Annotated in this window: 21 protein-coding genes and 1 pseudogene; 6 read left to right on the forward strand and 16 right to left on the reverse strand. The window is 42.6% G+C overall.

All coding sequences use genetic code 11. From position 1 onward, the window contains the following. Positions 1-236 precede the first annotated feature (236 nt). The 9 genes from trxA to PQI28_RS02455 all read right to left on the reverse strand — a co-directional run bounded on the left by trxA (position 237) and on the right by PQI28_RS02455 (position 7,809). Positions 237-551 carry a thioredoxin gene (gene trxA / locus PQI28_RS02415; protein WP_015881090.1) on the reverse strand — a complete coding sequence of 105 codons (315 nt, stop codon included), beginning with the start codon at positions 549-551 and terminating at the stop codon, positions 237-239. Positions 552-658: 107 nt separating this feature from the next. Further along, complete coding sequence (locus tag PQI28_RS02420) at positions 659-1,624, reverse strand: electron transfer flavoprotein subunit alpha/FixB family protein (protein WP_214695236.1); 966 nt, start codon at positions 1,622-1,624, stop codon at positions 659-661. A 14-nt stretch (positions 1,625-1,638) separates the two neighbouring features. Further along, the gene (locus tag PQI28_RS02425) at positions 1,639-2,412 is read right to left on the reverse strand and encodes an electron transfer flavoprotein subunit beta/FixA family protein (protein WP_031421365.1); all 774 of its coding nucleotides are present in this window, start codon (positions 2,410-2,412) and stop codon (positions 1,639-1,641) included. A gap of 80 nt (positions 2,413-2,492) precedes the next feature. Further along, positions 2,493-3,071, reverse strand: coding sequence for a TetR/AcrR family transcriptional regulator (locus PQI28_RS02430; protein ID WP_214695232.1), 579 nt, complete (start codon positions 3,069-3,071; stop codon positions 2,493-2,495). Between the two features lie 79 nt (positions 3,072-3,150). After that, positions 3,151-4,824 carry an AMP-binding protein gene (locus PQI28_RS02435; protein WP_214785308.1) on the reverse strand — a complete coding sequence of 558 codons (1,674 nt, stop codon included), beginning with the start codon at positions 4,822-4,824 and terminating at the stop codon, positions 3,151-3,153. 136 nt (positions 4,825-4,960) lie between these two features. After that, complete coding sequence (locus PQI28_RS02440) at positions 4,961-5,425, reverse strand: DUF4825 domain-containing protein (protein WP_339962439.1); 465 nt, start codon at positions 5,423-5,425, stop codon at positions 4,961-4,963. Between the two features lie 12 nt (positions 5,426-5,437). After that, on the reverse strand, positions 5,438-6,562 hold the full coding sequence (locus tag PQI28_RS02445) for an ABC transporter permease subunit (RefSeq protein WP_339962440.1): 1,125 nt from the start codon (positions 6,560-6,562) through the stop codon (positions 5,438-5,440). Continuing rightward, positions 6,552-7,433: an ABC transporter ATP-binding protein gene (locus PQI28_RS02450; RefSeq protein WP_339962441.1), complete on the reverse strand. Its 882-nt coding sequence runs from the start codon at positions 7,431-7,433 to the stop codon at positions 6,552-6,554. The genes PQI28_RS02445 and PQI28_RS02450 overlap by 11 nt, the downstream gene beginning before the upstream one ends. After that, the gene (locus PQI28_RS02455) at positions 7,420-7,809 is read right to left on the reverse strand and encodes a GntR family transcriptional regulator (RefSeq protein ID WP_074032742.1); all 390 of its coding nucleotides are present in this window, start codon (positions 7,807-7,809) and stop codon (positions 7,420-7,422) included. Before PQI28_RS02455 ends, PQI28_RS02450 begins: the two co-directional genes overlap by 14 nt. A 183-nt stretch (positions 7,810-7,992) precedes the next feature. Between PQI28_RS02455 and PQI28_RS02460 the strand changes: the two genes are divergently transcribed. The 6 genes and pseudogenes from PQI28_RS02460 to PQI28_RS02485 all read left to right on the forward strand — a co-directional run bounded on the left by PQI28_RS02460 (position 7,993) and on the right by PQI28_RS02485 (position 10,971). After that, positions 7,993-8,757 (forward strand): hypothetical protein, encoded by a 765-nt coding sequence (locus PQI28_RS02460; RefSeq protein ID WP_339962442.1) that lies wholly within the window; start codon positions 7,993-7,995, stop codon positions 8,755-8,757. A 106-nt stretch (positions 8,758-8,863) separates the two neighbouring features. Beyond that, the gene (locus PQI28_RS02465) at positions 8,864-9,274 is read left to right on the forward strand and encodes a MarR family winged helix-turn-helix transcriptional regulator (protein WP_214737641.1); all 411 of its coding nucleotides are present in this window, start codon (positions 8,864-8,866) and stop codon (positions 9,272-9,274) included. A gap of 23 nt (positions 9,275-9,297) precedes the next feature. Continuing rightward, positions 9,298-9,936, forward strand: a complete 639-nt coding sequence (locus PQI28_RS02470) for a nitroreductase family protein (protein ID WP_214875272.1) — start codon at positions 9,298-9,300, stop codon at positions 9,934-9,936. 27 nt (positions 9,937-9,963) lie between these two features. Then, entirely contained in the window at positions 9,964-10,248 is a 285-nt protein-coding gene (locus PQI28_RS02475; RefSeq protein ID WP_026826548.1) for a putative quinol monooxygenase, read from the forward strand. 1 nt (position 10,249) lies between these two features. Further along, positions 10,250-10,609 carry a DUF1304 domain-containing protein gene (locus PQI28_RS02480; RefSeq protein ID WP_339962443.1) on the forward strand — a complete coding sequence of 120 codons (360 nt, stop codon included), beginning with the start codon at positions 10,250-10,252 and terminating at the stop codon, positions 10,607-10,609. 82 nt (positions 10,610-10,691) lie between these two features. Next, positions 10,692-10,971: pseudogene (locus tag PQI28_RS02485) on the forward strand (CPCC family cysteine-rich protein). 41 nt (positions 10,972-11,012) lie between these two features. On the opposite strand, the gene PQI28_RS02490 reads toward PQI28_RS02485, so the two are convergent. The 7 genes from PQI28_RS02490 to PQI28_RS02520 all read right to left on the reverse strand — a co-directional run bounded on the left by PQI28_RS02490 (position 11,013) and on the right by PQI28_RS02520 (position 23,327). Beyond that, positions 11,013-11,435: a stage III sporulation protein AH gene (locus tag PQI28_RS02490; RefSeq protein ID WP_339962444.1), complete on the reverse strand. Its 423-nt coding sequence runs from the start codon at positions 11,433-11,435 to the stop codon at positions 11,013-11,015. 12 nt (positions 11,436-11,447) lie between these two features. Beyond that, positions 11,448-11,810 (reverse strand): hypothetical protein, encoded by a 363-nt coding sequence (locus PQI28_RS02495; RefSeq protein WP_339962445.1) that lies wholly within the window; start codon positions 11,808-11,810, stop codon positions 11,448-11,450. A 91-nt stretch (positions 11,811-11,901) separates the two neighbouring features. Then, positions 11,902-13,440: a hypothetical protein gene (locus tag PQI28_RS02500; RefSeq protein ID WP_214747869.1), complete on the reverse strand. Its 1,539-nt coding sequence runs from the start codon at positions 13,438-13,440 to the stop codon at positions 11,902-11,904. A gap of 128 nt (positions 13,441-13,568) precedes the next feature. Next, entirely contained in the window at positions 13,569-13,832 is a 264-nt protein-coding gene (locus PQI28_RS02505; protein WP_339962446.1) for a hypothetical protein, read from the reverse strand. 2 nt (positions 13,833-13,834) lie between these two features. Next, positions 13,835-17,194: a hypothetical protein gene (locus PQI28_RS02510; RefSeq protein WP_339962447.1), complete on the reverse strand. Its 3,360-nt coding sequence runs from the start codon at positions 17,192-17,194 to the stop codon at positions 13,835-13,837. Further along, entirely contained in the window at positions 17,187-18,068 is an 882-nt protein-coding gene (locus PQI28_RS02515; protein WP_047795535.1) for a DUF4007 family protein, read from the reverse strand. Before PQI28_RS02515 ends, PQI28_RS02510 begins: the two co-directional genes overlap by 8 nt. Positions 18,069-18,128: 60 nt before the next feature. Beyond that, positions 18,129-23,327 (reverse strand): FtsK/SpoIIIE domain-containing protein, encoded by a 5,199-nt coding sequence (locus PQI28_RS02520; RefSeq protein WP_339962448.1) that lies wholly within the window; start codon positions 23,325-23,327, stop codon positions 18,129-18,131. Between the last annotated feature and the right edge of the window lie 8 nt (positions 23,328-23,335).

The raw sequence follows: 23,335 nt of genomic DNA on the forward strand, positions 1-23,335 counted from the left end.
ATGATAAAAGCTTCCAGTCCGCGCACGCCCTCACTAAAATTCCGAATCTTTTAAATATGAAGGAAGCCGACGGAATTTCTTCAAAAAAAATTTTGAAATCAGACGATATGTATCGGATTTTTCCGTAAATGAGGGGGTGTGGAATAACTCAACCTATTCCCTACTTGCCTGTCCTTTTCCTTCTTTTCCGTTCGACAAAACAAAAAAGCAGCCGATTTCAATCGGCTGCTACGCAATTATTGTGCTGTTGCGATAAACTCTTTCAATGCTTCTTTTGGTTGGAAGCCCATTGTTTTCGAAACAGGCTCGCCATCTTTGAACATCATGAGTGTCGGGATACTTTGGATTTGGAAAGCACCTGCGACTTCAGGGTTTTCGTCGACGTCGAGTTTCACGATTTGGACTTGATCACCCATTTCTTGATCGAGTTCTTCGAGAACTGGCGCGATCATGCGACATGGTCCACACCAAGTTGCCCAGAAATCAACGAGGACTACGCCCTCTTTTACATCTTGTTCAAACGATTGAGTCGTTGCGTGTTTAATAGCCATTTGTAAAAACCTCCCCAATAAGATGAGAGAGCCCTGATATAGAACTCTCATGCAATTCATGTTCAGAGTATACCACGGAGGGTAACAACCCCAAAACGTTTTGCTTATTAGCTATTGACGAGGTGCTTGCGGAACTCTTCTGTCAACATTGGGACGACATCGAACAAGTCACCGACGATGCCATAGTCCGCCACACTGAAGATGTTCGCTTCCGGATCCTTGTTGATCGCGACGATGACCTTCGCGTTACTCATCCCTGCCAAGTGTTGGATTGCTCCAGAGATTCCGCATGCGATATAAAGGTCTGGTGTGACGACTTTACCCGTTTGTCCGATTTGAAGCGCGTAGTCGCAGTAGTCGGCGTCACATGCTCCACGTGAAGCACCGACTGCTCCCCCGAGAAGTTCAGCTAACTCTTCAAGTGGTTTGAAGCCGTCTTCGCTCTTCACGCCACGACCGCCTGCGACGATGACTTTCGCTTCCGCCAAGTCGACTTTCCCAGTCGCCTTACGAACGACTTCTTTGACAATCATCGCGAGGTCTTTCAATTCGACTGCTGGCGTTTCAACTGAGACGCTTGCACCTGCTTGACGCGCGAGTGCGTCGATGTTGTTCGGACGAATTGTGAAGAACATGACCGAGTCTTTGAACTTCACTTTCTCGAACGCCTTTCCTGAATAGATCGGGCGAACGAATTCAGCGTCACGACCTGTTCCTTCGATAGAGACGACGTCACTGATGAGTCCAGCATCGAGACGTGCCGCGAGTTTCGGTGCGATGTCTTTCCCGAGAGCTGTGTGACCGAGGACAATCATGTCCGGACTTTCTTGCTCGATCAGCTGACGGAGTACTTGCCCGTAGCCGTCTGGCGTATAGTGTTTGAGACGATCGTCTTCAACGACGAGGACACGGCTTGCGCCATACTCCCCGAGTTCTTGCGCGAGTGATTGCACGTGATCCCCAATCACGACTGCCGTCACATCGTCTGTCAATTGCTTCGCCGCAGCGATGGCTTCGAATGATACGTTACGTAACGCGCCTTCACGCGCTTCTGCGAGTACTAAAGCTTTCATCTATGATCTCCCCCTTAAATGACTTTCGCTTCCGTGCGAAGAAGTTGTACGAGCTCGCTCACTTGTGTCGACATGTCGCCTTCAAGGATACGGCCGGCTTTCTTCTCTTCTGGTAAGAATCGTTCGATCGTCTCGATTTTCGCTTCGATTTCATCTTCATCGAGGTCGATGTCCATGAGTTCAAGTTCTTCGAGTGGTTTTTTCTTCGCTTTCATGATCCCTGGCAAGCTCGGGTAACGTGGTTCGTTCAACCCTTGTTGCGCCGTCACGAGAAGTGGGAGTGCAACTTCGATGACTTCTGTATCCCCTTCGACGTCACGTGTGACCGTAGCCGTCGTGCCGTCGATTTCAAGAGCCGTGATCGTCGTCACGTAGTTCATGTCGAGAAGTTCTGCGACACGTGGTGCGACTTGTCCGCTACCGCCGTCGATTGCAACGTTCCCTGCAAAGATGAGGTCTGCATCTTGTTCTTTCAAGTATGTGGCGAGCACTTTTGAAATCGTGACATGGTCTGCATCTTCGACATCGTCCTCGATCGAGATTCGAACAGCTTTGTCCGCTCCCATGGCGAGCGCTGTACGAAGCTCTTTGTCCGCGTCTTCCGGTCCTACCGTGACGACCGTGACCTCTCCCCCGAGTGCATCACGTTTTTGAATCGCTTCTTCGACCGCATATTCGTCATACGGGTTGATGATGAACTCAGCGCCGTCTTCTTGAATTTCCCCATTCTCGAGCTGAATCGCTTCCTCAGTATCAAACGTACGTTTCAGCAAAACAAAAATATTCATGGTTGATCCCCCTTTAGTCAATTCTTTCCCATCATTCATGAATCAGCATTCATTTTTTGAGCTAGTGATAGGGCTCACTGTTAAGTAAGCCCCTTCTTTAACATATGGTGCACATTCGGAAGCGTCGACATCAAGTCGTACTTGAAGCCGCTCGCCATCCAGCTCGTCACAACCTCATCGATTGTGCCGAAAATCATCTGACGGGCGAGTCGATAATCTAAATCCTTGTCGAACTCCCCAGTCTCGATTCCGTGTTTGACGACCGAATCGATTAAATTCAAATATGGTTTGAGCACTTCTCCGATTTTTTGGCGAAGCACCAAGTTCGACTGTCGCAGTTCGATTTGTGTCACGACGGCAAGGTCGTAATCGGCCGACAGTTGTTTTAAATGTGATTCAATCAATTGATACAACTGATCTCCGGCTGTCGTCTCGTTCCCGATTTGTTGTTTCGAGTAGTCGATGAACAGCCCCATCTTCGCTTGGAACAACTCGATCAAGAGATGCTCCTTGTTTTTGAAGTACAAATAGATCGTGCCGTCCGCGACACCCGCCTCTTTGGCGATGGCCGTCACCTTTGCTCCGTGATAGCCATGATTGGCAATTACTTTGACCGCCGCATCAATGATTCGGTCACTTTTCGAAATATGATTTGTCATTAACCCCAAGCTCCTTACCGCTGCAGAAAAATGAATGATGGTTCATTCATTTATTATTCTATCATGCATACGCTTGGTGTCAACTGCTTTGTTTCACTTGTTTCGCCTTCTCTTCGTCGACGAGGACACGGCGTAAAATCTTACCGACGAACGTCTTCGGCAACTCGTCACGGAACTCGTACAGCTTCGGCACTTTATAGGCCGCTAGCTTCTCACGACAATGCTTGTCGAGTTCTTCTTCGGTCACGCTTGACCCGTCACGAAGGACGATGAACGCTTTGACCGTCTCACCACGATACGGGTCAGGGACACCGATACAGACCGCTTCCTTGACGGCCGGATGTTCGTAGAGCACTTCTTCGATTTCACGTGGATAGACGTTGAATCCACCGGCGATGATCATATCTTTCTTCCGGTCGACAATATAGAAGAATCCATCCTCACCCATATAACCGAGGTCACCCGTCGCGAGCCATCCATCTTTCAAAACGGCTGCCGTCTCCTCCGGTTTTTGCCAATAGCCTTTCATGACTTGTGGACCACTCAGCATGATTTCACCGATCTCTCCGATATCTGCTTCCGTCTCTCCGTCTGCTTTTACTATTTTAGCAGAAGTATCCGACAGCGGCGCACCAATTGAGCCGACGATCCGCTTATCCCATAAGAAGTTCGCGTGCGTAACCGGCGACGTCTCAGACAAACCATATCCTTCGACGATGCGACCACCCGTGATCTTTTCGAACTCCTCTTGCACCTCAATCGGAAGCGGTGCCGAACCTGAGATACACGCTTCAATCGATGACAAGTCGTATTTTTTCAGTTTCGGGTCGTTTAAGATTCCGACGTACATCGTCGGAGCTCCTGGGAAGAAGTGCGGCTTTTTCTTTTGAATCGTCTTCAGGACATCCGTCACTTCGAAGCGCGGCACGAGCACGAGCTCATATCCGTTCGTGATCCCGAAGTTCAGACAGCACGACATCCCATAGACGTGGAAGAACGGAACGACACACAAGACGCGCTTCTCGTCCCCGCGATTATACTTATAGAATAAGTTCGTGATTTGATCCGCATTCGCCGTCAAGTTGAAGTGCGTCAACATGACGCCTTTCGGAAGTCCCGTCGTCCCTCCTGTATATTGAAGAACCGCGACGTCTTCTTTTGGATCGATGTCGAGCGGCGTGACCGGATTAAAGTCTTTGTAGTCTTTAAACGGCGTCGAGCCGGTCGTGTCGATGACAATATTATTTTCTCGTTTCACTTTGATTGGATACAGCTTGTTTTTCGGGAACGGTAAGTAATCGGCGATACTTGTCGTGATCACGGTTTGGATCTCCGTCTTTTCACTGACGCGAAGCGTTTTCGGATAGAGCAAGTCGAGGGTAATGACGATTTTGACGCCCGCATCCGTGATGAGGTTATCAAGCTCTCGTTCCGTATAAAGCGGGTTCGTCTGGACGACGGTCCCTCCTGCATAGAGCACGGCATAGAACGAGATGACGTATTGAGGACAGTTCGGGAGCATGAGGCTGACGCGGTCCCCTTTTTCAAGTCCTTTCGCTTGGAGCATCGTGGCGAGTCGGCGTGCGGCATCATCGATTTCCGCGAAAGTCCACTCTTTCCCGATAAAGGAGACGGCCGTACGATTCGGATAATCCTTTGCTGCGCGAGACAATGCCTCATAGAGCGGCTTTACCTCGTAATCAATCGACTGGGGCATACCTTCTGGATAATCTTGTAACCACGGTTTGTTCATCGCTGTTCCTCCTTGGAAATGAATACTCATTCAGTTAACTCCATTATAATGCTAAGAAAACGCTTTCATCTACCCTTTACCCGATAATTTTCAGAAAATATCAAAAAAAGCGATTGGATTTGTCATCCAATCGCTGTCATACCCGCCTAAAATAGGAATTGTTCGAATCCAGCTGTTCCAACTTCTGATTCATTAATTGTTGTAACTCATTCTCGTGACGAATGTTCGAAAAATCCGTTCCGAACCACGCTTCCATCTCTGGCCGGGAGAAGGCATACGTCCGGTTCGGGAAAGCAAAGCGGACGATCTCCGCATTCGGAATGAGCGTGAAGTAAGTAGCCGCATTCCGAATCGCAAGACGCTCTTGCTCCGCTCGCTCCATCTCTGGATCTTCATAACGGACGGTCAACCCATAGGGACGCTTCTTCGTCTGCAACTCGACCGATTGATAGCATTCGTGTAGCGGCAAGCTCCCGGCAATCCCGACGACGGCGGCATTGTCCCCGACTTTCGACCCTCTGTATTCAAAGGCGTTCGGTTCCGGATTCGTGCAACCTACTAGTGAGATGGCGAGAACGAGCAACAGACAGAAGCGTTTCATAGGTGTCCCTCCTTACGATTTGAGTTTCAAGTTGAAGCGGTAGAGCAAGCGTTTGGCGAGTAAGTGAGCCAGGAAGGCCGCAATCACAAATCCAATCACATACAAGATCATGTTTTGCGGGTACGAGATGACCGAGAACAATACGCCACCTAACATCGCGAAGCAAATGACGATGACGATATGGATGAGCCACAACCAGTTCGAGAACATGAAGAAGCGTCCGTTGTTCTCTTGCGGTGCTTCCTTGAACATCCACAACCCGAGACCGAATGTGAGCACGATGTTCGCAATCGCAAGGATCGGGGCATACGTGATAAAGTCATTCCACACCGATTGATCGGTATACACTGCATACATATCGACATTGAAAATATTGTTTAGCGGTGACAAAATTCGCATCGGGATACTCTCAAACGCTTCTTCAACGAACAAGAAGAGTCGATCTGGGAAAAAGGCATAGAGTGAACCTTGGACGAGGAGTAAAATCCCCATCGGAAAGATGAGCGCGACAAACGTCCAAATGACTTGTGAGATGGACTCTCCGCCAAATGATCCCATCCATAACGAGAGCGAGAAGAATGAAATTCCGGATAGCATCAAGAATAGAATCATCGCAATCACCTTGAACTCTTTTCCTTCCATCAAGAAAGAGTAATCGGAGAAGCGGATGATGAGGAACATCAACGTGCCACCAATCAAGGTCGATGTTACAATTCCTGTCGCACCGAGCACCCATTTTGATATGTATAGCTGGGTACGCGTGTACGGTAACGACATCGTGAAATCTGACATTTGGCTGTTGCGCTCACTTCCGATCAACACGGACGCCATGAGGGCACCAAAGATGACAAACAAGAAAATGACACCGCCTGACGGAATGAGTCCGTTCAGACCTCCGAGGTATCCGTATCCAGATCCATCCCCGAAGAAGTCTTCCGGCACCATCTCGTTCACATCACCTGTCACGATATCCGGGAAGTCGCTCGGGTTTTGTTTAATTTCAAGAATTTGTTGTTCGTACGCATACATATCCGTCCACACCGGCACCGTGAAAGCGACGACCCCTAAGAAGACGAGCAAGATCCAAAGCAGTGACACTTGTTTCCAATCTTTTTTCAACAACACTTTAGACGGCATGAACTTCTCCTCCTAACTGAATACGGAACACGTCTTCGAGAGACATCGGGATCTCTTCGATGAGCATCGGATTGTATGAATCGATGAACGTCTCGAGCTCGTCCGTTCGTTCTTTCGCCATGAACAGCACGACACGTCCTGTCACACTAATGATTTCGATATCTTTTCGTTCGAGCAACTCGACCGGAACATGATCGTTGAAGACGACTTGCCACTTGATGCTGAGGGCACGCGCCTCTTCGAGCGACATGATTGCTTTGACGCGCCCTTTCTCGATCATGATGATGCGGTCGGCGATTCGTTCGAGTTCGTGCAACTGGTGGCTCGAGACGATGATCGAGCAGTTCCGCTTCTCGACCTGGGCGATCATCAGTTTCAACACGTCTGACTTGGCGACGACGTCCAAACCGTCCGTCGGTTCATCAAGCAGGTAGTATTTCGCTTGGACGGCGAAGGCGAGTGATAACGTGACGAGCGCCTTCTGTCCTTTTGACAGCTGGCGAATCTTTTTGTTCTCGATGTTGTAACGCGTCAATGTCTCACGGAATGCGGAACGATTGAACGATGGATAGATTGATTCGTATAAGTCCATCGCCTCGTTTACCGTATAATGTTTGAGCGCATCCGCTGAATCCGGTACGAAGATGACGTCCCGCTTCAATCCGGCGTCTTTAAAGATACTTTTCGTTCCATATAGCACGTCTCCCTGATCGGGGCGGATGATTCCAACCATCGTCCGGAGAAGTGTCGTCTTGCCGGCACCGTTACGCCCGACGAGCGCAACGATTTCTCCTGATTCGACGGTAAAGTCAATTCCGTCCAAAATCGTCTGACGGTCGATTTGTTTACTCAATTGCTCAACTTTCAGCATTGGCTTCCCCTACTTTCTCATATTCGGTCCGCAATACGTCGATGGCTTCTTCTAATGGCACATTCGCATAATGGCAATCAATCGCGATCTTCTTGATCGATGCGATGACCGGTTCTCTTGATGCATCATCGTCTACCCAGTCTTCGGAAACGAACGTCCCGCGCCCGCGTCGCATCTCGAGGAGACCGAGTCGCTCCAACTCCTGATACGCCTTACTGACCGTATTCGGATTGATAACGAGGTCGGTGGCAAGTTCACGCACTGACATCACCTTGTCTCCCGGACGTAAGATACCGCGGATGACGAGCTCTTTCGTTTGATTGACGATTTGTTCGTAAAGCGGTTCTGAGCTCTTCATATCAATTTTGTATAACATGGGTCACACCCTCTCATAGTCAATGTCACTCTTTAAGTGTATTATATGTATTAGTACACGTAATTGCAATAGTATTTCGAGGGCACTTTCAGTTTACAGGGAAATGGAAATGATTTGAATAAGACTTTGGACCGAGGTTTTTCCTCGATCTATCAGGTACATTGGGAAAGAGGTGACGAAATGATGAAAAAACGAATCGTGGCAGGCATTGTCGGCGGAATTCTTGCTGGTGGAATCTTCGTTTACACGACGATCGAAAAATCCGAGGCACGGGATGCATATAGTACTTATGTAAAAGAAACGTATCAGGAACAACCCGACATCGAACTGTCACGGGATTGGAAGATGGGCGGTTATGTCGGGGAAGTGACATTGACGAACGAACCTTTCGCCGGGACTTATGTTCTCGAGACATATGGAGACGGCTCCATCCATGACAACGTGCTCGAGACGTATTGGGAACGTGAGGCGGAACGAACGATTCACGAGCGGCTCGTGTCACAAGGAATTTTAAAGGAGGAAGAGACCGTCCGTGCGGAGGTGCCGATCGGTGTGTCCGATGAAACACAAGCCAGCGTCAGCCCGACCCCAACGTCCATTTATGAAACGAATCCGAATACGTATCTCAACGTCTCAATCATGCTTCATGAAGACTGGCAAAACACGGACGAACAGAAACAGCGCATTCTCAACGTCATCCGTGACATCGAGCCTGACGTTTATTTGATCCATTTCTCGTTCGACGGGAAGCCAGGCGGCAATGACGACTATACGGAACGGTACATGATGTTCACGCGTGAAGCGTCTGATATCGACCCGTCATTCCTCGACGTACGGACGATTGAGGATTTGAACGTCTACGACCGTCTTTACGGATTCGACGAGACGACGTTCATGACAGAATATCATTTTGATGGCACTCCCATCGAAGACGAGACGACACGGTAATTTCGGTGTCGTCTTTTTTTGAGCGTTTGACTTTACACGCAATCCGAAACGTTGTATCGTTTGACAAGTCAACGATTGATAAGTCAATTGAGAAAGGTGGGACGCAATGGACCTACGTGAAATCAGCCGATTACTTTACCAAATCAAGTTGGCGGAACAAAACGTCGCATCGTCATTCGAACGGGAAACGGGCTTCAGCCTGACCCGCTACGAGATGTTACAAGTCGTCAAAGAACGAGGCGTTTGTTCGCAACGCGTGATTAAAGAAGAAATGAAAATCGACAATGCCGCCATCACCCGACACTTAAAAATCCTCGAAGAAAAAGGATATGTCGTCAGAGAGCGGAACGCGGAGAACCATCGCGAGATGTTCGTCCGTGTGACAGAGAAAGCAGAGCAAGACCTCGGGCACTGCGAACGAGACGAACAGGCCAACCACCTCGTCTTACAAGCCTTGTCCGCTGAAGAGATTCAACACTTATCCGGACTGCTTCAAAAATTGAACAGTCACACCTAAACAGAGAAAGAAGGAATTCACCAATGGCAACTACATTCGAAAACAATACATTCAAAGACGTCATGTTCGGTCGTAAATCAATCCGTGTCTATGACGAGAACGTGAAAATCTCACAAGAAGAGATGCTCGAGATGATTCAGGAAGCAACGACTGCCCCATCATCGGTCAACATGCAACCATGGCGCTTCGTCGTCGTCGAAAGCCCAGAAGCGAAAGAGACGCTCAAGCCGCTCATCCGCTTCAACACACGTCAAAACGATTCATCCTCTGCGATGCTCCTCATCTTCGGAGACATGGAGTGCTACGAGTACGGCGAACAAATCTACGATCAAGCGGTCGCAGAAGGCAAAATGCCACAAGAAGTTCGTGACCAACAGCTCGGCGCGATCATCCCTTACTACAAAAACCTCTCGAAACAAGAGATGAATGACATCGTGAAAATCGATGCGAGTCTCGCAGCGATGCAATTCATGCTCACAGCACGTGCACACGGCTATGACACGAATCCAATCGGTGGTTTCGAGAAAGACCAACTCGCAGAAGCGTTCGGTCTCGACAAAGACCGTTATGTACCAGTCATGATCTTGTCTGTCGGGAAAGCGGCAGAAGAAGGTTACCAATCTGTACGTCTTGACGCTCAAACGGTCACATCGTTCAAATAATTTATTTAATAATCGGAGGAATCAACCATGATCTTAGTCAACGCCACATTCGATATCCAAGCATCACAACGCGAGAACTTCTTGCGTGACATCCAAGTCTTAATCGACTCATCAAAACAAGAAGCGGGCTGCGTCGGATATGACCTATATGAGTCAACGTCTGTCGAGAACCGTTTCGTCATGATCGAGAATTGGGAAGACCAAGCTGCTCTCGAGCAGCATAACCAAAACCCGGTCCTCATCAACTTCGCACAAAACGTCGCGAACTACGTGTCTGCGAAACCGGTCGTACAAGTAGCAGCGGTCAACTAATATGTCGACGCTCACCCTTGTGCTCGGGACACTCGTCGCCATCGAATTCTTCTATATCTTCTATTTAGAAACGATTGCAACAGCGTCTTCCTCGACGTCACGTGTCTTCCGCATGTCGAAAGACGAGCTGACGAGAGACTCGGTATCGGTTTTGTTTAAAAATCAAGGAGTGTATAACGGATTGATCGGGGTCGGGCTCTTATACGGGCTATACGTCTCCCCCAATCCGGTCGAGATTGTCACTATGATTCTGACCTATATCATTCTCGTTGCCCTATATGGCAGTATCACGAGTGACAAGAAGATTATCCTGACACAAGGTGGGCTCGCCATCTTGACGTTGATCTCGATGGTGATGTGATGACAGAAAAAGCGTTCGACCTGAGAAAAGGTCGGACGCTTTTTTGCTTGTATCCACTATACTAAATAATGAGGTGATGATTTTGAGATACACATGCCTATGTTGTGGCTACCAGACAGACGTTAGAAGAACCACCAGGCACATACGACATTTGTCGAATCTGTGTTTGGGAGGACGACGGGGTTCAATTCGACGATCCCGATTATGAAGGCGGTGCGAATACGGTGTCGCTTCGACAGGCTCAACAAAATTACATCCGCTTCGGTGCGAGTGATCGTCTCTTTTGTGACGCTGTCAGAAAACCACATGAACGCGACAGAAAAGATTCGGACTGGAGACCGTTCCCTAACAAGCTGACATAATGGAAGGTCACCCGTATAAGAGATGACTTTAATCATTCAGCTCATTGAACCTGCCTCCACAAGGCTTCATCGACGACAAAGAACGATTCATGAGAACATACCGCGAGCACGCACGTATCCCCCGAATAAAACATTAAGTCTTCGGGCAGTTCCGGATGGATCCATCTGAACAATGAGCCACCATGCTCTTTTAGGAACTGTGCTGTCCGATAATTCATATGGAACGAATATAGATACGCCGTATCTCCAGACAATCTTGTCGTCTCCCATTCACTCACGATGGTTCGTTCCATCAAATCCCAACGGATCTCTTCTGTCAGTACATCCAAATACGCCAGACGCTCCTCTTCAATCTCCATTCGACGCCTGTCTTCCATGAACGCAAAGTGAGTGCAGTGCTCAAGCAAAGTATCGATGAGCGCCTCATAGCGTTTCCCCTTTACATCTTGAGTAATCATCAGCATGCTTCCAGTCTCCTATGGCGAAGAAACAAAGATACTCGTCTCTTCCGTAATCTCGAACGAATCTTGATTCCATCTCACTTCAATCGTCCCGACTCGTTCTGGTTCTTCGACACTTCGATATAATCGCCTTACCTCCATGTCGAAAGTGAAAAAGCCACTGGACTGTTTCATATACCCTTCTTCATTCACATATGTATTTGTCTGATCACCAATCAGCGTAAATGAGTCACAGCTCTCATCTTCACATTGTACCGAATATGTTTCCTCGAACCAGCTCACAAAGTCATCCATATCTGGACTAGTCGTATACATCGGTACAATCCAAACTCTAGCTATAATCAACCCGATAAAACCGAAGAACAACCATTTTTTCATATACTCTCCCCCGCTTTCACTATCCAAAGTCTACCATATCCAAATCATCAAATAAAAAAACCGCCCTGACCGAAGTCAGAGCGGAATCGTATTATAAAACGAAAATCGCTGCAGATACGCCGACGACACCGACGAGCGCCATCGCATATACCGGCACACGTGGCATTTCGCCATTGTTATCGAGTGCTTTACCGAACATGTAGAAGACGATCGGGTGCACGAGGAACGGCATCGAGAAGATGAGCGGGATGAGAAGCGATGCTTCCGTCCCGAACATTCCGCCTTGGACCGCTGCGAACAAGCCGAAGTGCGAGATCGCTGACGATTGTGCCATCGTCGTGTAATCAAATGCAATCGTGCTGAACGTCAAGATGACGAGACCACCGAATACGGCCATCATCTGCCACCCGAACGAGAATTGCATGAGCGCTTTGACTTCTTTGAAGTCTTCTCCGTTCGCCGCACGTAAGTTTTTCAACGCGAGCGCCGTGAGCGCGAGACCGATCAAGACGATGATGGCTGTCGGCCAAATCCAGAGCGCGCCGTTATCGGCACTGACTGCGAGGATCGAGAAGACGAAAATGTGTCCGAAGAACGGGATGTTGATCATGATTGGCGCACGTTTTGCCGCCACTTGACCGAAGTCCCCAGCCGTACACGCACCTGTGAGACCACTGTGTGAAAGTGACCCCGCCATACCTGGCGCGAGGTTACGGATGTGACCCGTACGAGCGAACCACATGATGAGTGCGATTCCACCGAACATCCAGAACAACTGACCAAAGAAACCGTAGACGAGAATCGAGTTCATGCCTTCGATCGCGAACGCATCACCGATCCGTGAACCACCAACCATGAAGTTGGCAGCCAAGACGACCGGAATCCCTGCGAAGAGAAGCGCGCGGACAGTCGGTCCATACGTCCAGTTATGGAAGATGGCACCGAGCGCTGACGAGATCAACATCGCGAAGAAGATTTGCGGAAGTGCGATAATCGGCTGGACTGCTGTCGCAATCAAGAACGAGACGAACAAGATGACAAGCAAGAGGACTGTCTCGATGACACCTTTTTGCATGTATACTTTCTTGTCCTGAATCTGTGCTTTATGGTCGATGAGTAAGAACGACACAGCGAGACCGAGAAGTGCGAGGATTGGGTAGTAAAGCGCAATCCCTTCTGCCGTACCTGGCTCGATTGCCATACGGAAGAACCCTTCCAAACCGACGAGCAAGAAGAACGAACGGAGGATGAAGATGAACTGCGTACGTCCCGTTCCGAGGAACATCTCCTCTTTTGCAGGAACGACGATGTCCTCCATGTCGAGCTCTTGTTTGCTTAAGATCTTACGAAGTTCCTGTCCGCCGACGAAGAACGAAACGACTAATGCGATGATTGTCGTCCGTGACAAGAAGTCGACGAGCGGGAATTCAGGAAGACCCGGTGTCGCGATGCCGAGCTCGACCATCCCGAATCCGAGACCGAGACCGAAGATGACGATGACGAGGATTGGCGAGAAACGCGTCCCTGCCACGACCATACGAGATAAAATGACCATTGGAATGATGAAGGCCATAAGCAACCAGAATTGGTTGATGAGTTGCATTTGAGATAATTGCTGTACAAGTTCCATTGACTAACCCCTAACATAATTTTTAGCACACAATATCGAAGTGTACAGGAATGAACATTGTGTGACAATAGGGTGTGATGTTTTGTAAACATTGAAAGCGGAACCAAGTGAAATTGGTCCCGCTTTCGTTAGTTATTGGATTGTCGGAGGCCCCAAATGCCTTTTCCTTTACCTTCGACTGAGTAGAATAAATCTCGTTCTCCTCGATAAATATCACAATCACTCGAATGCATATGAATATGCTTCCTTACTTGTGATTTCCAATCTTTGTATTCGTCTAAACCAAGTTGATAAAATGACTTCTCAACATAATCATAGATTTCTTTTAAGCTCGCTTTTCCACCATGACTTTTTATTGCAAATTCAATTTTTCTCACTAAATCTAGACGCATCGTCACTCCTCCGAACTTTTCTCTAACTCCTCTAACAGTTTATACAAAATAAACTTTACTTCTTCAGCTTGCATTGTTCGCCCACTCGATTTTACAATACGCTGAACATTATTAAATATCGTTTTTCCTTTAACGGAGAGGTCCATCTTTTGAATTTCGATTGTTGTTTGATTATTTGTGACAACCCGAATCGTTTCTTCTGAATTTGAAACAACGACTAGACGCCGAACAGAAGAATCAAAAGAATCTAATGTAACGTCTGACCATTCATCTAGACGAACACCAACCGTTTTACGGATTAATAACGCTAGCCAATCTTCACCTTGATCCATAGAATGTATCACTTCAAACAAAATGGGATTTTTCGATACGAGTTCACGATTGGAGTCCATCCAACTCTCCAAATCATTGTCTATCGCTAAAATCGATTTCACTTTACTTCTCAATTCATTTTTAGTTAATGACAAATGAGATTCTAATTCTTCTTTCACGTCAGAAAATACCAAACCTGTTTGTTTAATGAGTTGACTCAAACGATTAGCTGCATCCATTGGATCAATCTCGCTATACCTAATGATATCCTTGAAATCAATTAAATAGCTTGATTGATTCGAAGTGATTTGGGTATATCTAGGCAACTGGCGTAACCATCTCCGCAATTTACTAAATAATTGTACAGGGTGTTCTTCAAATGAATTATCAAAGAAGATATCATTCACCTTTAAAATAGTTTGACGAACTTGTTCATCTAATTTGTAGAATTCAAATTCATAAAAACCTGCTTCTTGCTCAAGAATTGAGTACAAAAGTTCCGCATTCATTTCTTCAACGAATAGCCCGTTCGCATAAAACGAAAGTTGATGCCAATAATCTTTCAATAGTGAAACTGTCAAAATCGGCACAATCGGTTTTCGCATCCCAAAAGGCTCTTTTTGAAGGATTTTCATGAGCGTGAGTAAGTTACCGCGATCAGAAGTCTCAATATAATTCAACAATGATTCGCGCATATCTTGCAGAATAATTGAGTCTAAATTCGTTAGTTCAAAAGGATTTAAATGATTATTTTTTAAAATTGAAACATAAATCAAATAATCTGGACCAAATCCTTCAATCTCAATCTCCTCTATTAATCGACTTTTCATCAATTTGTCTAAGACACTAATCGCAGCATTTCGCTGTACCTTTGAAACTCTTTGCTTGTTAAATCCTTCATTCCTTACTTCTAATGTTTGACTAAACCGGTTATTCATCCAATTAGACAAAAAACTCTCTAATGCAAATCTAGAATCAATGTTTCCAATTTCTTTTCCATCGGAATACCATGTTAATTGTTTCGAACTAAAATTCTCTAACGGTGATAGATATTGTCGAATTTCAAAAATTAAGTTTTCAATCCGGTATCCGATTTCTGATTCTAACTGTTCATCAGATTTTAATAGAACTTTATCATTCAACATGTGTATTAGTGTGCGGTACTCATCAATTTTCTCCACTAATTCATGTTTATCTAATACGAATCCAATAAAAATTCTGTCTGAAAATCCTTTAGAATATTTGGCTAAAGATAGTACGTCATCTAGTTCATCTTCACCTAATAAAAGTACAGACATTTCACCATCTGCCGAAACATGTACGTTATCAACAGAGTCTAAGTTAAAGTAAAAATCTACTTCAATATATCTCGTCATACTTTTATCGCTATTATAAGTTAATGGGAGGTAGTACTTGTTCTTAATAAGCTCTTTTAAAGGCTGAGCTCTAAGAAGATCATCGTCTTTAATTTTTAAGCGGTATTGTTTAATTAAATCATCAATTTCAATAATTGAACCCGTATACATCTCATAAGAACCAGAGATGCGATTGTACCTTAGTAATTTTACTTGAAGTAACTCTTCAATAACTTTTTTCGCATCATCCATACTGATTCCAAGACCAAAACTAATTAAATCTTCTTGTACTAAAAATTTCCCTTTAAAATTCTCGAGCAAAGTCAATAATTTTATAAGACGAAGGGCATTATCGGAAACTCCATAACTGACCGCAAATCGATATTGCTTTAATTCTTCAATTCTATAGTAGAGTGTTTCGTCCGAATAAAAATAATCAAATAACTCATCTGCGTAATACCATTTTGTTTCGTCAAATTCACCGTCGAACTGAGATAAGAACATATATAGAGTTCTCTCGTTTTGACCTAATATATTCGATAGTTGAGGTAATAAATAAATGGTGAGTGGATGGATCGGTTGACATCCTTCTAATATTGTTCCATCGATTTCTTGTGCAGACATCTCTGGGAATAAATTAAATTTAGCAATATCGATTTTATATCGTTCAATATCATTCTGAAGAAACAAACTTGGCGTTTTGACTTCTTCTTGTCGTCCCAATACTTTAAATGCAGACCGATAAAATAAAGAAGAATCACTCTCTAAATAGTGGGCGCTAAACCTTTTTTCCACTCTCTCTAATTCCGATTTTGAAAAACTATTTTTTTCTGCATACTGTCTTAACCCTGAGTGAGTAATAAACAGAATACCTAGGTTATCAAGCCGGTTCGAGAGTTCTGCTAGGTCTTGCATTTCTTGCATCGCTTTATATGTTTGAGATTTATCAAGTAGTTGAAGAAAACGACCAAATTCGTCATAAGTAATGAACAGCCCAACTTTTTGTTTTTTTAGCTGTTTCAAAATATATTCTAATTGTTCTAATTCAGTTGTCTTAGTTGTAACAATCAATGATGCTCCTGAAGTAAGGATTGTGTAGTACTTCTTGAACAAATCTATCGCTTCTTTGCTTCCAGCTTTGATTTGAGCAACTAAAGTATCAAGACTTTGGTTATCTTGAGCGCACAGCTTCTCAAGGTTAGAATACGTACTCTGATAATTCATCCGCCAATTCTTTATCGTCTGAATGATTTGATCTTCTTCACCTTTTAAGCTGAATGAGATTCCTTCTTTTTTTAGGGCTTCCACAGTATTTTGGAGAATGACTTCTGCCAACTTGCCTGAATGACCAACAATCGCTACTGGAATCCAACGTTTATCTTTAGACCTAATAAGATTTTCTAAAAATTCACTTTGCTCTTGATCAATTTGAGCAACATTTGCATAAAAACTCTTCAATGTTTTTCCGTTTCGTCGGCTCATCATTAAATTAGAGATAATGGCTCCGACCATCGATTTTCCAGCACCGTAAGGTCCAATTAACAAGTGAGAGTTCATGTTCTCATTTGCATTCGTTACAGTTTCTAAAACTCTTTGAATGATTGATAATTGTTTTTGATTCGGCACAAATTGCGTCAATAAATTATCTTTCTGAAAATCGTACGAGATATTGATACTTGGTTGAAACTTATGCATAACTACTTACCTCTTTACTATATTGTTCGAATTTTTCTTTCAAAGCCTCAATAGACGTTATTTCTTTAGTAAGGAGTATCGTGTCAAGCTTATTCGTTCTGATGAATCTAATTGGATATCCTTCAGTCATTTGTGTTGCATATTCTACGATTGCGCTTCTTGAAAGATTGAACACTTTCCCCCAAAGTTCTGGACTCTCAGCTAACTCTTCTACCGCAAATTCATTCTGTCCATGCTTTTCTGAATATACGAGTAAAGAAACGAATAAAATATCTCGTATTTCATCTACATCTGCAAAAGACTTCGTGTAGTAGTTACTTACGTTCTTAGAAATCATCTCTAAGTTTTCGAGGGGACATGATATGACATCTTCTGGAGTTAAATTTTTATAATCCTTCAATGCATACATATTAAGAAGGCAGTCGATATCACGTTTAAGCGTGTTAGGTGAAACAGCTTTTAACCCACTAACCTCTATCCACTTCTCTAAAGCTGTAATTAATCTTTCTCGATCAAATACTGACTCTCGATACTCATTGAAGAACCAGTACCATGAAGTCGCCATATCTTTATTCGTTACAAGATAATAATGTAACATCCCTAACGATAAGCCATGTTGCAAATGTCGATCGTATTTATAAATGATTTGACCAAAATCAGTAAAGGTATGAACTGTTTGTTTTCCCTTTTGCTCCTCTACAACATTTGTAGCAATCAACCAATGTCTCAAAGATTTAGCCATGTTTTTTCCAAGACCGAGAATTTCGAAATGGTTTTTCTCATAAAAAAATCTAGAGTTTTGACCAATGTGTTCTAATCCTTTATTAATCCATGATGGACGAAAGTAAAAACTTTGATGTTGTCCAAATCCCATATTTTTCCCACCTATCTTCCAAAAGAAGTGAAGTAGCTACGTTCGTAGCTACTTCACGGTTTATTTCTTGAAATGTTGCATTAGTGCGCGTAAAGCTTGCGGTTGAAGGTAAGGACTCTTACCACGTGCCGGTTCTTTATTTGTTTTGAACAAGTAGTCACCTTTTCCAGCCAAGTTTTCACCACCAGAGGTATCCATGACTACGTTTGATGCGACACTATCTGTGACTCGAAGACACAATCTTGCAGCTAAGTTATTTTTAATTGTTGTGCTAATAATTTCCGCTTTTGGAGATTGTGTACACACAATCATATGAATACCTGCAGCACGACCCTTTTGACCTAAACGCTTAATTGCAGTTTCAATTCGTTGTGCAAATTCTTTATCTTGCATCATAAAATCAGCAAACTCGTCAAACACTATGACGACGCGTGGTAATACTTCATCAGGACGGTTTTCCTGAATCAATAGTTCGTTATACTCCATTAAGTTCTTCGCAAATGAATCTCTGAACTTACTATAACGGCTTTCCATTTCTGCAATCATTACATCTAAATAATCAGCAGATTCCATTAAGTCTAACAATACTTTTTCAGTGTGCTTTACTCCGCCAAACATCGAAAACTCAACTTGTTTCGGGTCAATGAATACAAATTGAAGATCTTTCGGCTCGTAAAGACACATCATAGACATGACAATCGAGTTTAAGCTTACACTTTTACCACTTCCGGTGGATCCAGCAACCAACATATGCGGCTCTGTTCCATTAAAATCAACTGTCATAACTTCATTTAATGGGCTTAATCCAATCGGGACCACGAATCCTTTATCTAAGTCTTCTTTCTTCACGTCGTTACGAACATACTTCATAAATTGAGAGAAAAAGATTGTATCAGGGTCATTACGATTAATATCGATATTAATCCCATTTCTATCACTAAAAATAGTCGGTGGAGAATCGATTTGTAACCACAAAGGCATGTCTTTCGCTTTCTTCTCAACTGCCGAAATACTTTGATTTGGTGGAATTCTCCCAATAATTCGAATGACACTTGCTCCGACTATCGTTCGTTCTACTGTAAACTGAACACCATTAATTCTTAGTTTCGTCTGTAAAGTATCCGCGTAACGATTTCCAAGTGTCTGAAGTGTTTCATCAAAAGAACCTTCATTGGGTACTTGAACATTTACCAATGCAATATCCTCGGGATATTGGTTGTGAGTTTGATTAATAGACTTCGGCTGAGTATGAACTACAGAGTCTTTATGATAGTCTATTTCACTAGATTCATCATCAATTACAAGGATATCATCCGGTCGCTGAATTGGACTTACTAAAGTAGGGGTAGTCCACTCGTTTTCATTTGATGTGCTTGACGATGTGTTGCTTGTATCATCCTTTAAAGGCACCAAATCATCCTCATCATTCTCTGGAATCTCGAGTATCAATTCATCACTCGAGACATTCATTTCTGATAAGATGTAGGATCTAGTAAACGTATGCACAACAATACCATCTTCATCTTCTTTTTCGTAATAATGACCCGGTGATAACTGAACTCTTCCTTCGAAATCAGTATTTTTATTATGAATATATGCATATACTGATTTTGTGAATGAGAAATTGATTTTTGCATTCACGTTATTCTTAAGTTCGTGTAATAGTGCAAGCTCATACTCTTCATATGCTCTCTTATCTTCTAAATGCAATAAGAAGGAGTTAAGATATAACTCACGTTCAAGTGGTGAGTCAAATCGTCTGAAGAATTTCTGAAGAGCTCTTTCACCTGATAATAATTGAACTTTTGCATCTGTGACTTCACTTACATAACTCTCCTGCTGAATCAGCTTAAGTTCAATTAAATCAAAGTTAATATCATATGTTCCTGTTTCAGATGAATATTGAATAGTTGTTTTTAAAAGATCCGGTCTCTTTTGACGTGTTCTAAACCATTCTAACTCATCACACATATCCCATAGTACTACGTCATTCTGATTTTCATTATTTTGAACAACTGTCAGATATACTGATAAGAACTCGTTTACAAATTTCCCAGGACCTAAAGCACGAAGTACTAAGCTTCCAGATAAGTCTTTTACAATTTTTAGAGACTCATCTACTTTTTGCTCGTCTAAAGTAGTGACTTTCAATTGGTCTTTAAGACGACTATGAAGTCTAGTTCTATAATAATTTGTTTCGACTTCTTTTTCAGATGATCTTCGAATTGAATCCGAAGAAGAAACAAGCACTTTGATTTCTTCTTTACCTGATCGATTCACATGGTATCGAATAATGTTAGAACCTTCTGCTACTTGTTTCATCAATAGTGGGTCCATAAATTTATCATATGTGATAACCCAATTGAATTTTTCATGTGCCAATTTATACAATGTATTTGTTTCTGTTCGTGTTACAGATAATTTCCCTTTAAGTAATCCAATTTTTTCAGCTTCGATGATTATGCCGTCATTTAGAATGGCTTGCATATTATAGAATTGTTGCATGACTTTAGGCTGAGTTGGAGAAGCATAGTTTAGTAGACGTGTACCTTCTTTAATTGATTTGAATTCACGGTTTTCATAGAAGGTCCATTGCTTATCTTCTAATCCGCACTCTTTGTATGGTTCTGAATAAAACTGATGTGGGATTTTTAAATTATCTTGTTGTCCAAAATAATCGATAAAGACAGCTAAATCAAAATCAAGCATCAGTGAATCTAACTTTTCTTCTAGAGTTTTTGAGTCACTGAACGGTAGAACATTTATTTCAAGTCTAGGGAACTCACCAAATGCATCTACTGCGTTTACGTAATCTTCTTGAGATTGAATCCATTGATTGATTTCATCATATAGCATTGCAGCCCTAGCTGGGCTATGAATCGTGACATTTAATTTTCTTACACTATCTTTTTTTAGGATTTGTTCGATACTCTTTTTAACAAATTCTAAGTTTGTTACATACAAAAATAAAATGTCTAAACAATCAGCAGTATATGGATAAACGCGTACATAATCATTTGCGACTTTTTCAATCTCTTTTGCAAATGAAGTAGCTTGAGATGCAACACTCTCAATTTCGCCACCTTCAAGATAAGTACCCTGCCCATAGAACTCATCCTGCGCAAACAAATGATTACCTGCTTGTGAAACATAATAAGAAGGCGCCAGGTTAGCAAACGATCCTCTTAAGAATTCTTTGTATTGTTTAAGGTCTTCTACATCTTGAACTTTATTTCGTCCAGTCGAAGTGTCAGATAAATCTTCAATCAATTTGCCGAAATGTACTAATTTATAACCATATGCAATGAAACGAATTGGATTAAAGATTGATACTACTTTTCGTTCCACTTCAGACTGTTTACTATTTTTTGTTTCAACGATATTGATCGTACCCATCTCATTAAGTAACGAATAGATTTTGCGGACTCCATCAACATCTGTTTCAGAACACTTCAAGAAGTTTTCTGTCAGTGTTGCAACATTTTTTAAATCATCTGCCGTAATGCCTCGTTCTTCATTCAAAACAGCTTGAAGTATCTTAGTATATTCTTGATTAAATTGATCAAACTGTTCGATAGGGTTTAATAATCGCTTATCGGTCAAAGATGTATAAGTTTTTTGTTCATTTAAATATTTTTTAAAGTCCCCTTCAGTAGGAGTGCCTCGTTTAATTTCAATGTACTGTAAATAACCATGTTGAATTTGATTGATAAAATTTGTAAAACTATTTCCACTTATCGCTTCTCCTGCATCCACTTTAAAATCAGTCTTAGCAATTGGTTCTTCATTCCGAAGAAGTCGGAGTCTTACTGGTAACGATTCAACTTCTTTTGAAATCTCTTCCGAGCCTTTTAAATGTGATAACACAATAATATTTGATGAAAGCATCGATAAAGACTTTAGATGAAAATTAAAGAAAATTGCTTGTTTCTCTGAAAGTTCTTGATTTTCATCAACAGAAATTTCAAAAGATAAATTCCCTTCAAACTGCTCATGATCAATATCCTCGAGCATTACTAAACTCTCAGCTAATATAGCTTCAAACATATCAATATATTCTGAAGGATTCTCTAACTTATTTTCGATATTTACGACCTTTTTCAAAATTCCTTCTTGTTCTAATTCTTGTTCATATTCTTCTCTAAAATCTCGAATAGCATCGATGTCAGCTTTTGAATTTACAGCTTCAACTCCACGATCAAATCGATTTTCCGCATCAATTTTTTGTTGTTTCAATTGATTTTCTTCTTCTATTGTTTTTGCACTATCAATAGCATTGTTATACTTATCAATTAAAATATCTCGAGCATTATTTAATTTATCTTTCAGGGTATTTGAAACTTTAAACCCAAATATACGCTCTGCGTCTGTGTAAGAAACCATCGAAAGAAAGTCATTGTTCTTTCGTTCAATAAATTGCATAGCCTTCTCCAGAAAATGAACTTCATCGTCAAAGCTCTCCCATAATTCACTGGAGTAATTTGTCTTCTCTTCATTCAACATAAAATTCTCTACATTTTTCAATAATTTTTCTGAATCAAGATACGTTACCATTGTTTTTCTAAGATGACTTAACAAAAAGTTTTTTCTGAGCTGTTTTCGAAGTGACTCTAAAGACTCAAACTTTAAAAATTCATCTTTAAAAAGTCTAAAGTGAGGAAGTTGTTTCCCAAGAATCGTTTTAAAAGGTTCATCTGAAGAATTTTTTACTTTGATTACATCCTCTAAATATGCAATCAACATAGAGAGTTGTAAATCTAATTCTCCTTTGTGTTGATATGCTCCAATCAATCTCATCAAATCTTTAATTTGATGAGATTCTAAGAACTTTTTCTCAGAAAGTGCTTGATCTAAGCTATCTAGCCCTTCGTCCGAGAGCAATTGAGTTTCATCAATTGAGACGATGTCTTTTAGACTTTGTGCCTCAGGAGTTCTCTCGTTCATTAGAAGAATGAGAGCTTCACTAGACTTCACATTGTTTCTCAACCAAACCCCATTCTCATTTTCGTTTAAAACAAATGAATCAAAACCATCAATTTGCTTAATTGTTCGAATCAATGGATTATAAAAAGTTTTAAAGTGAGCCTCTTCCTCTAATAACGAATTCAGAACGGCTGGGAAATACTCCTCATTAATCCCCTCAATTTTAATGAGTACCTTTTCTGCATTTTTCTTTTTGTGGTCCTTAAGATAATTCAATATATACTGTGCAATCCAATTCCCAACGATTGTTTCTTTATATGATGTACTTACTGACATATTCATAA

The sequence above is a fragment of the Exiguobacterium sp. USCH10 genome (genome assembly GCF_037619445.1).
Lineage (GTDB): Bacteria > Bacillota > Bacilli > Exiguobacteriales > Exiguobacteriaceae > Exiguobacterium > Exiguobacterium aestuarii_A.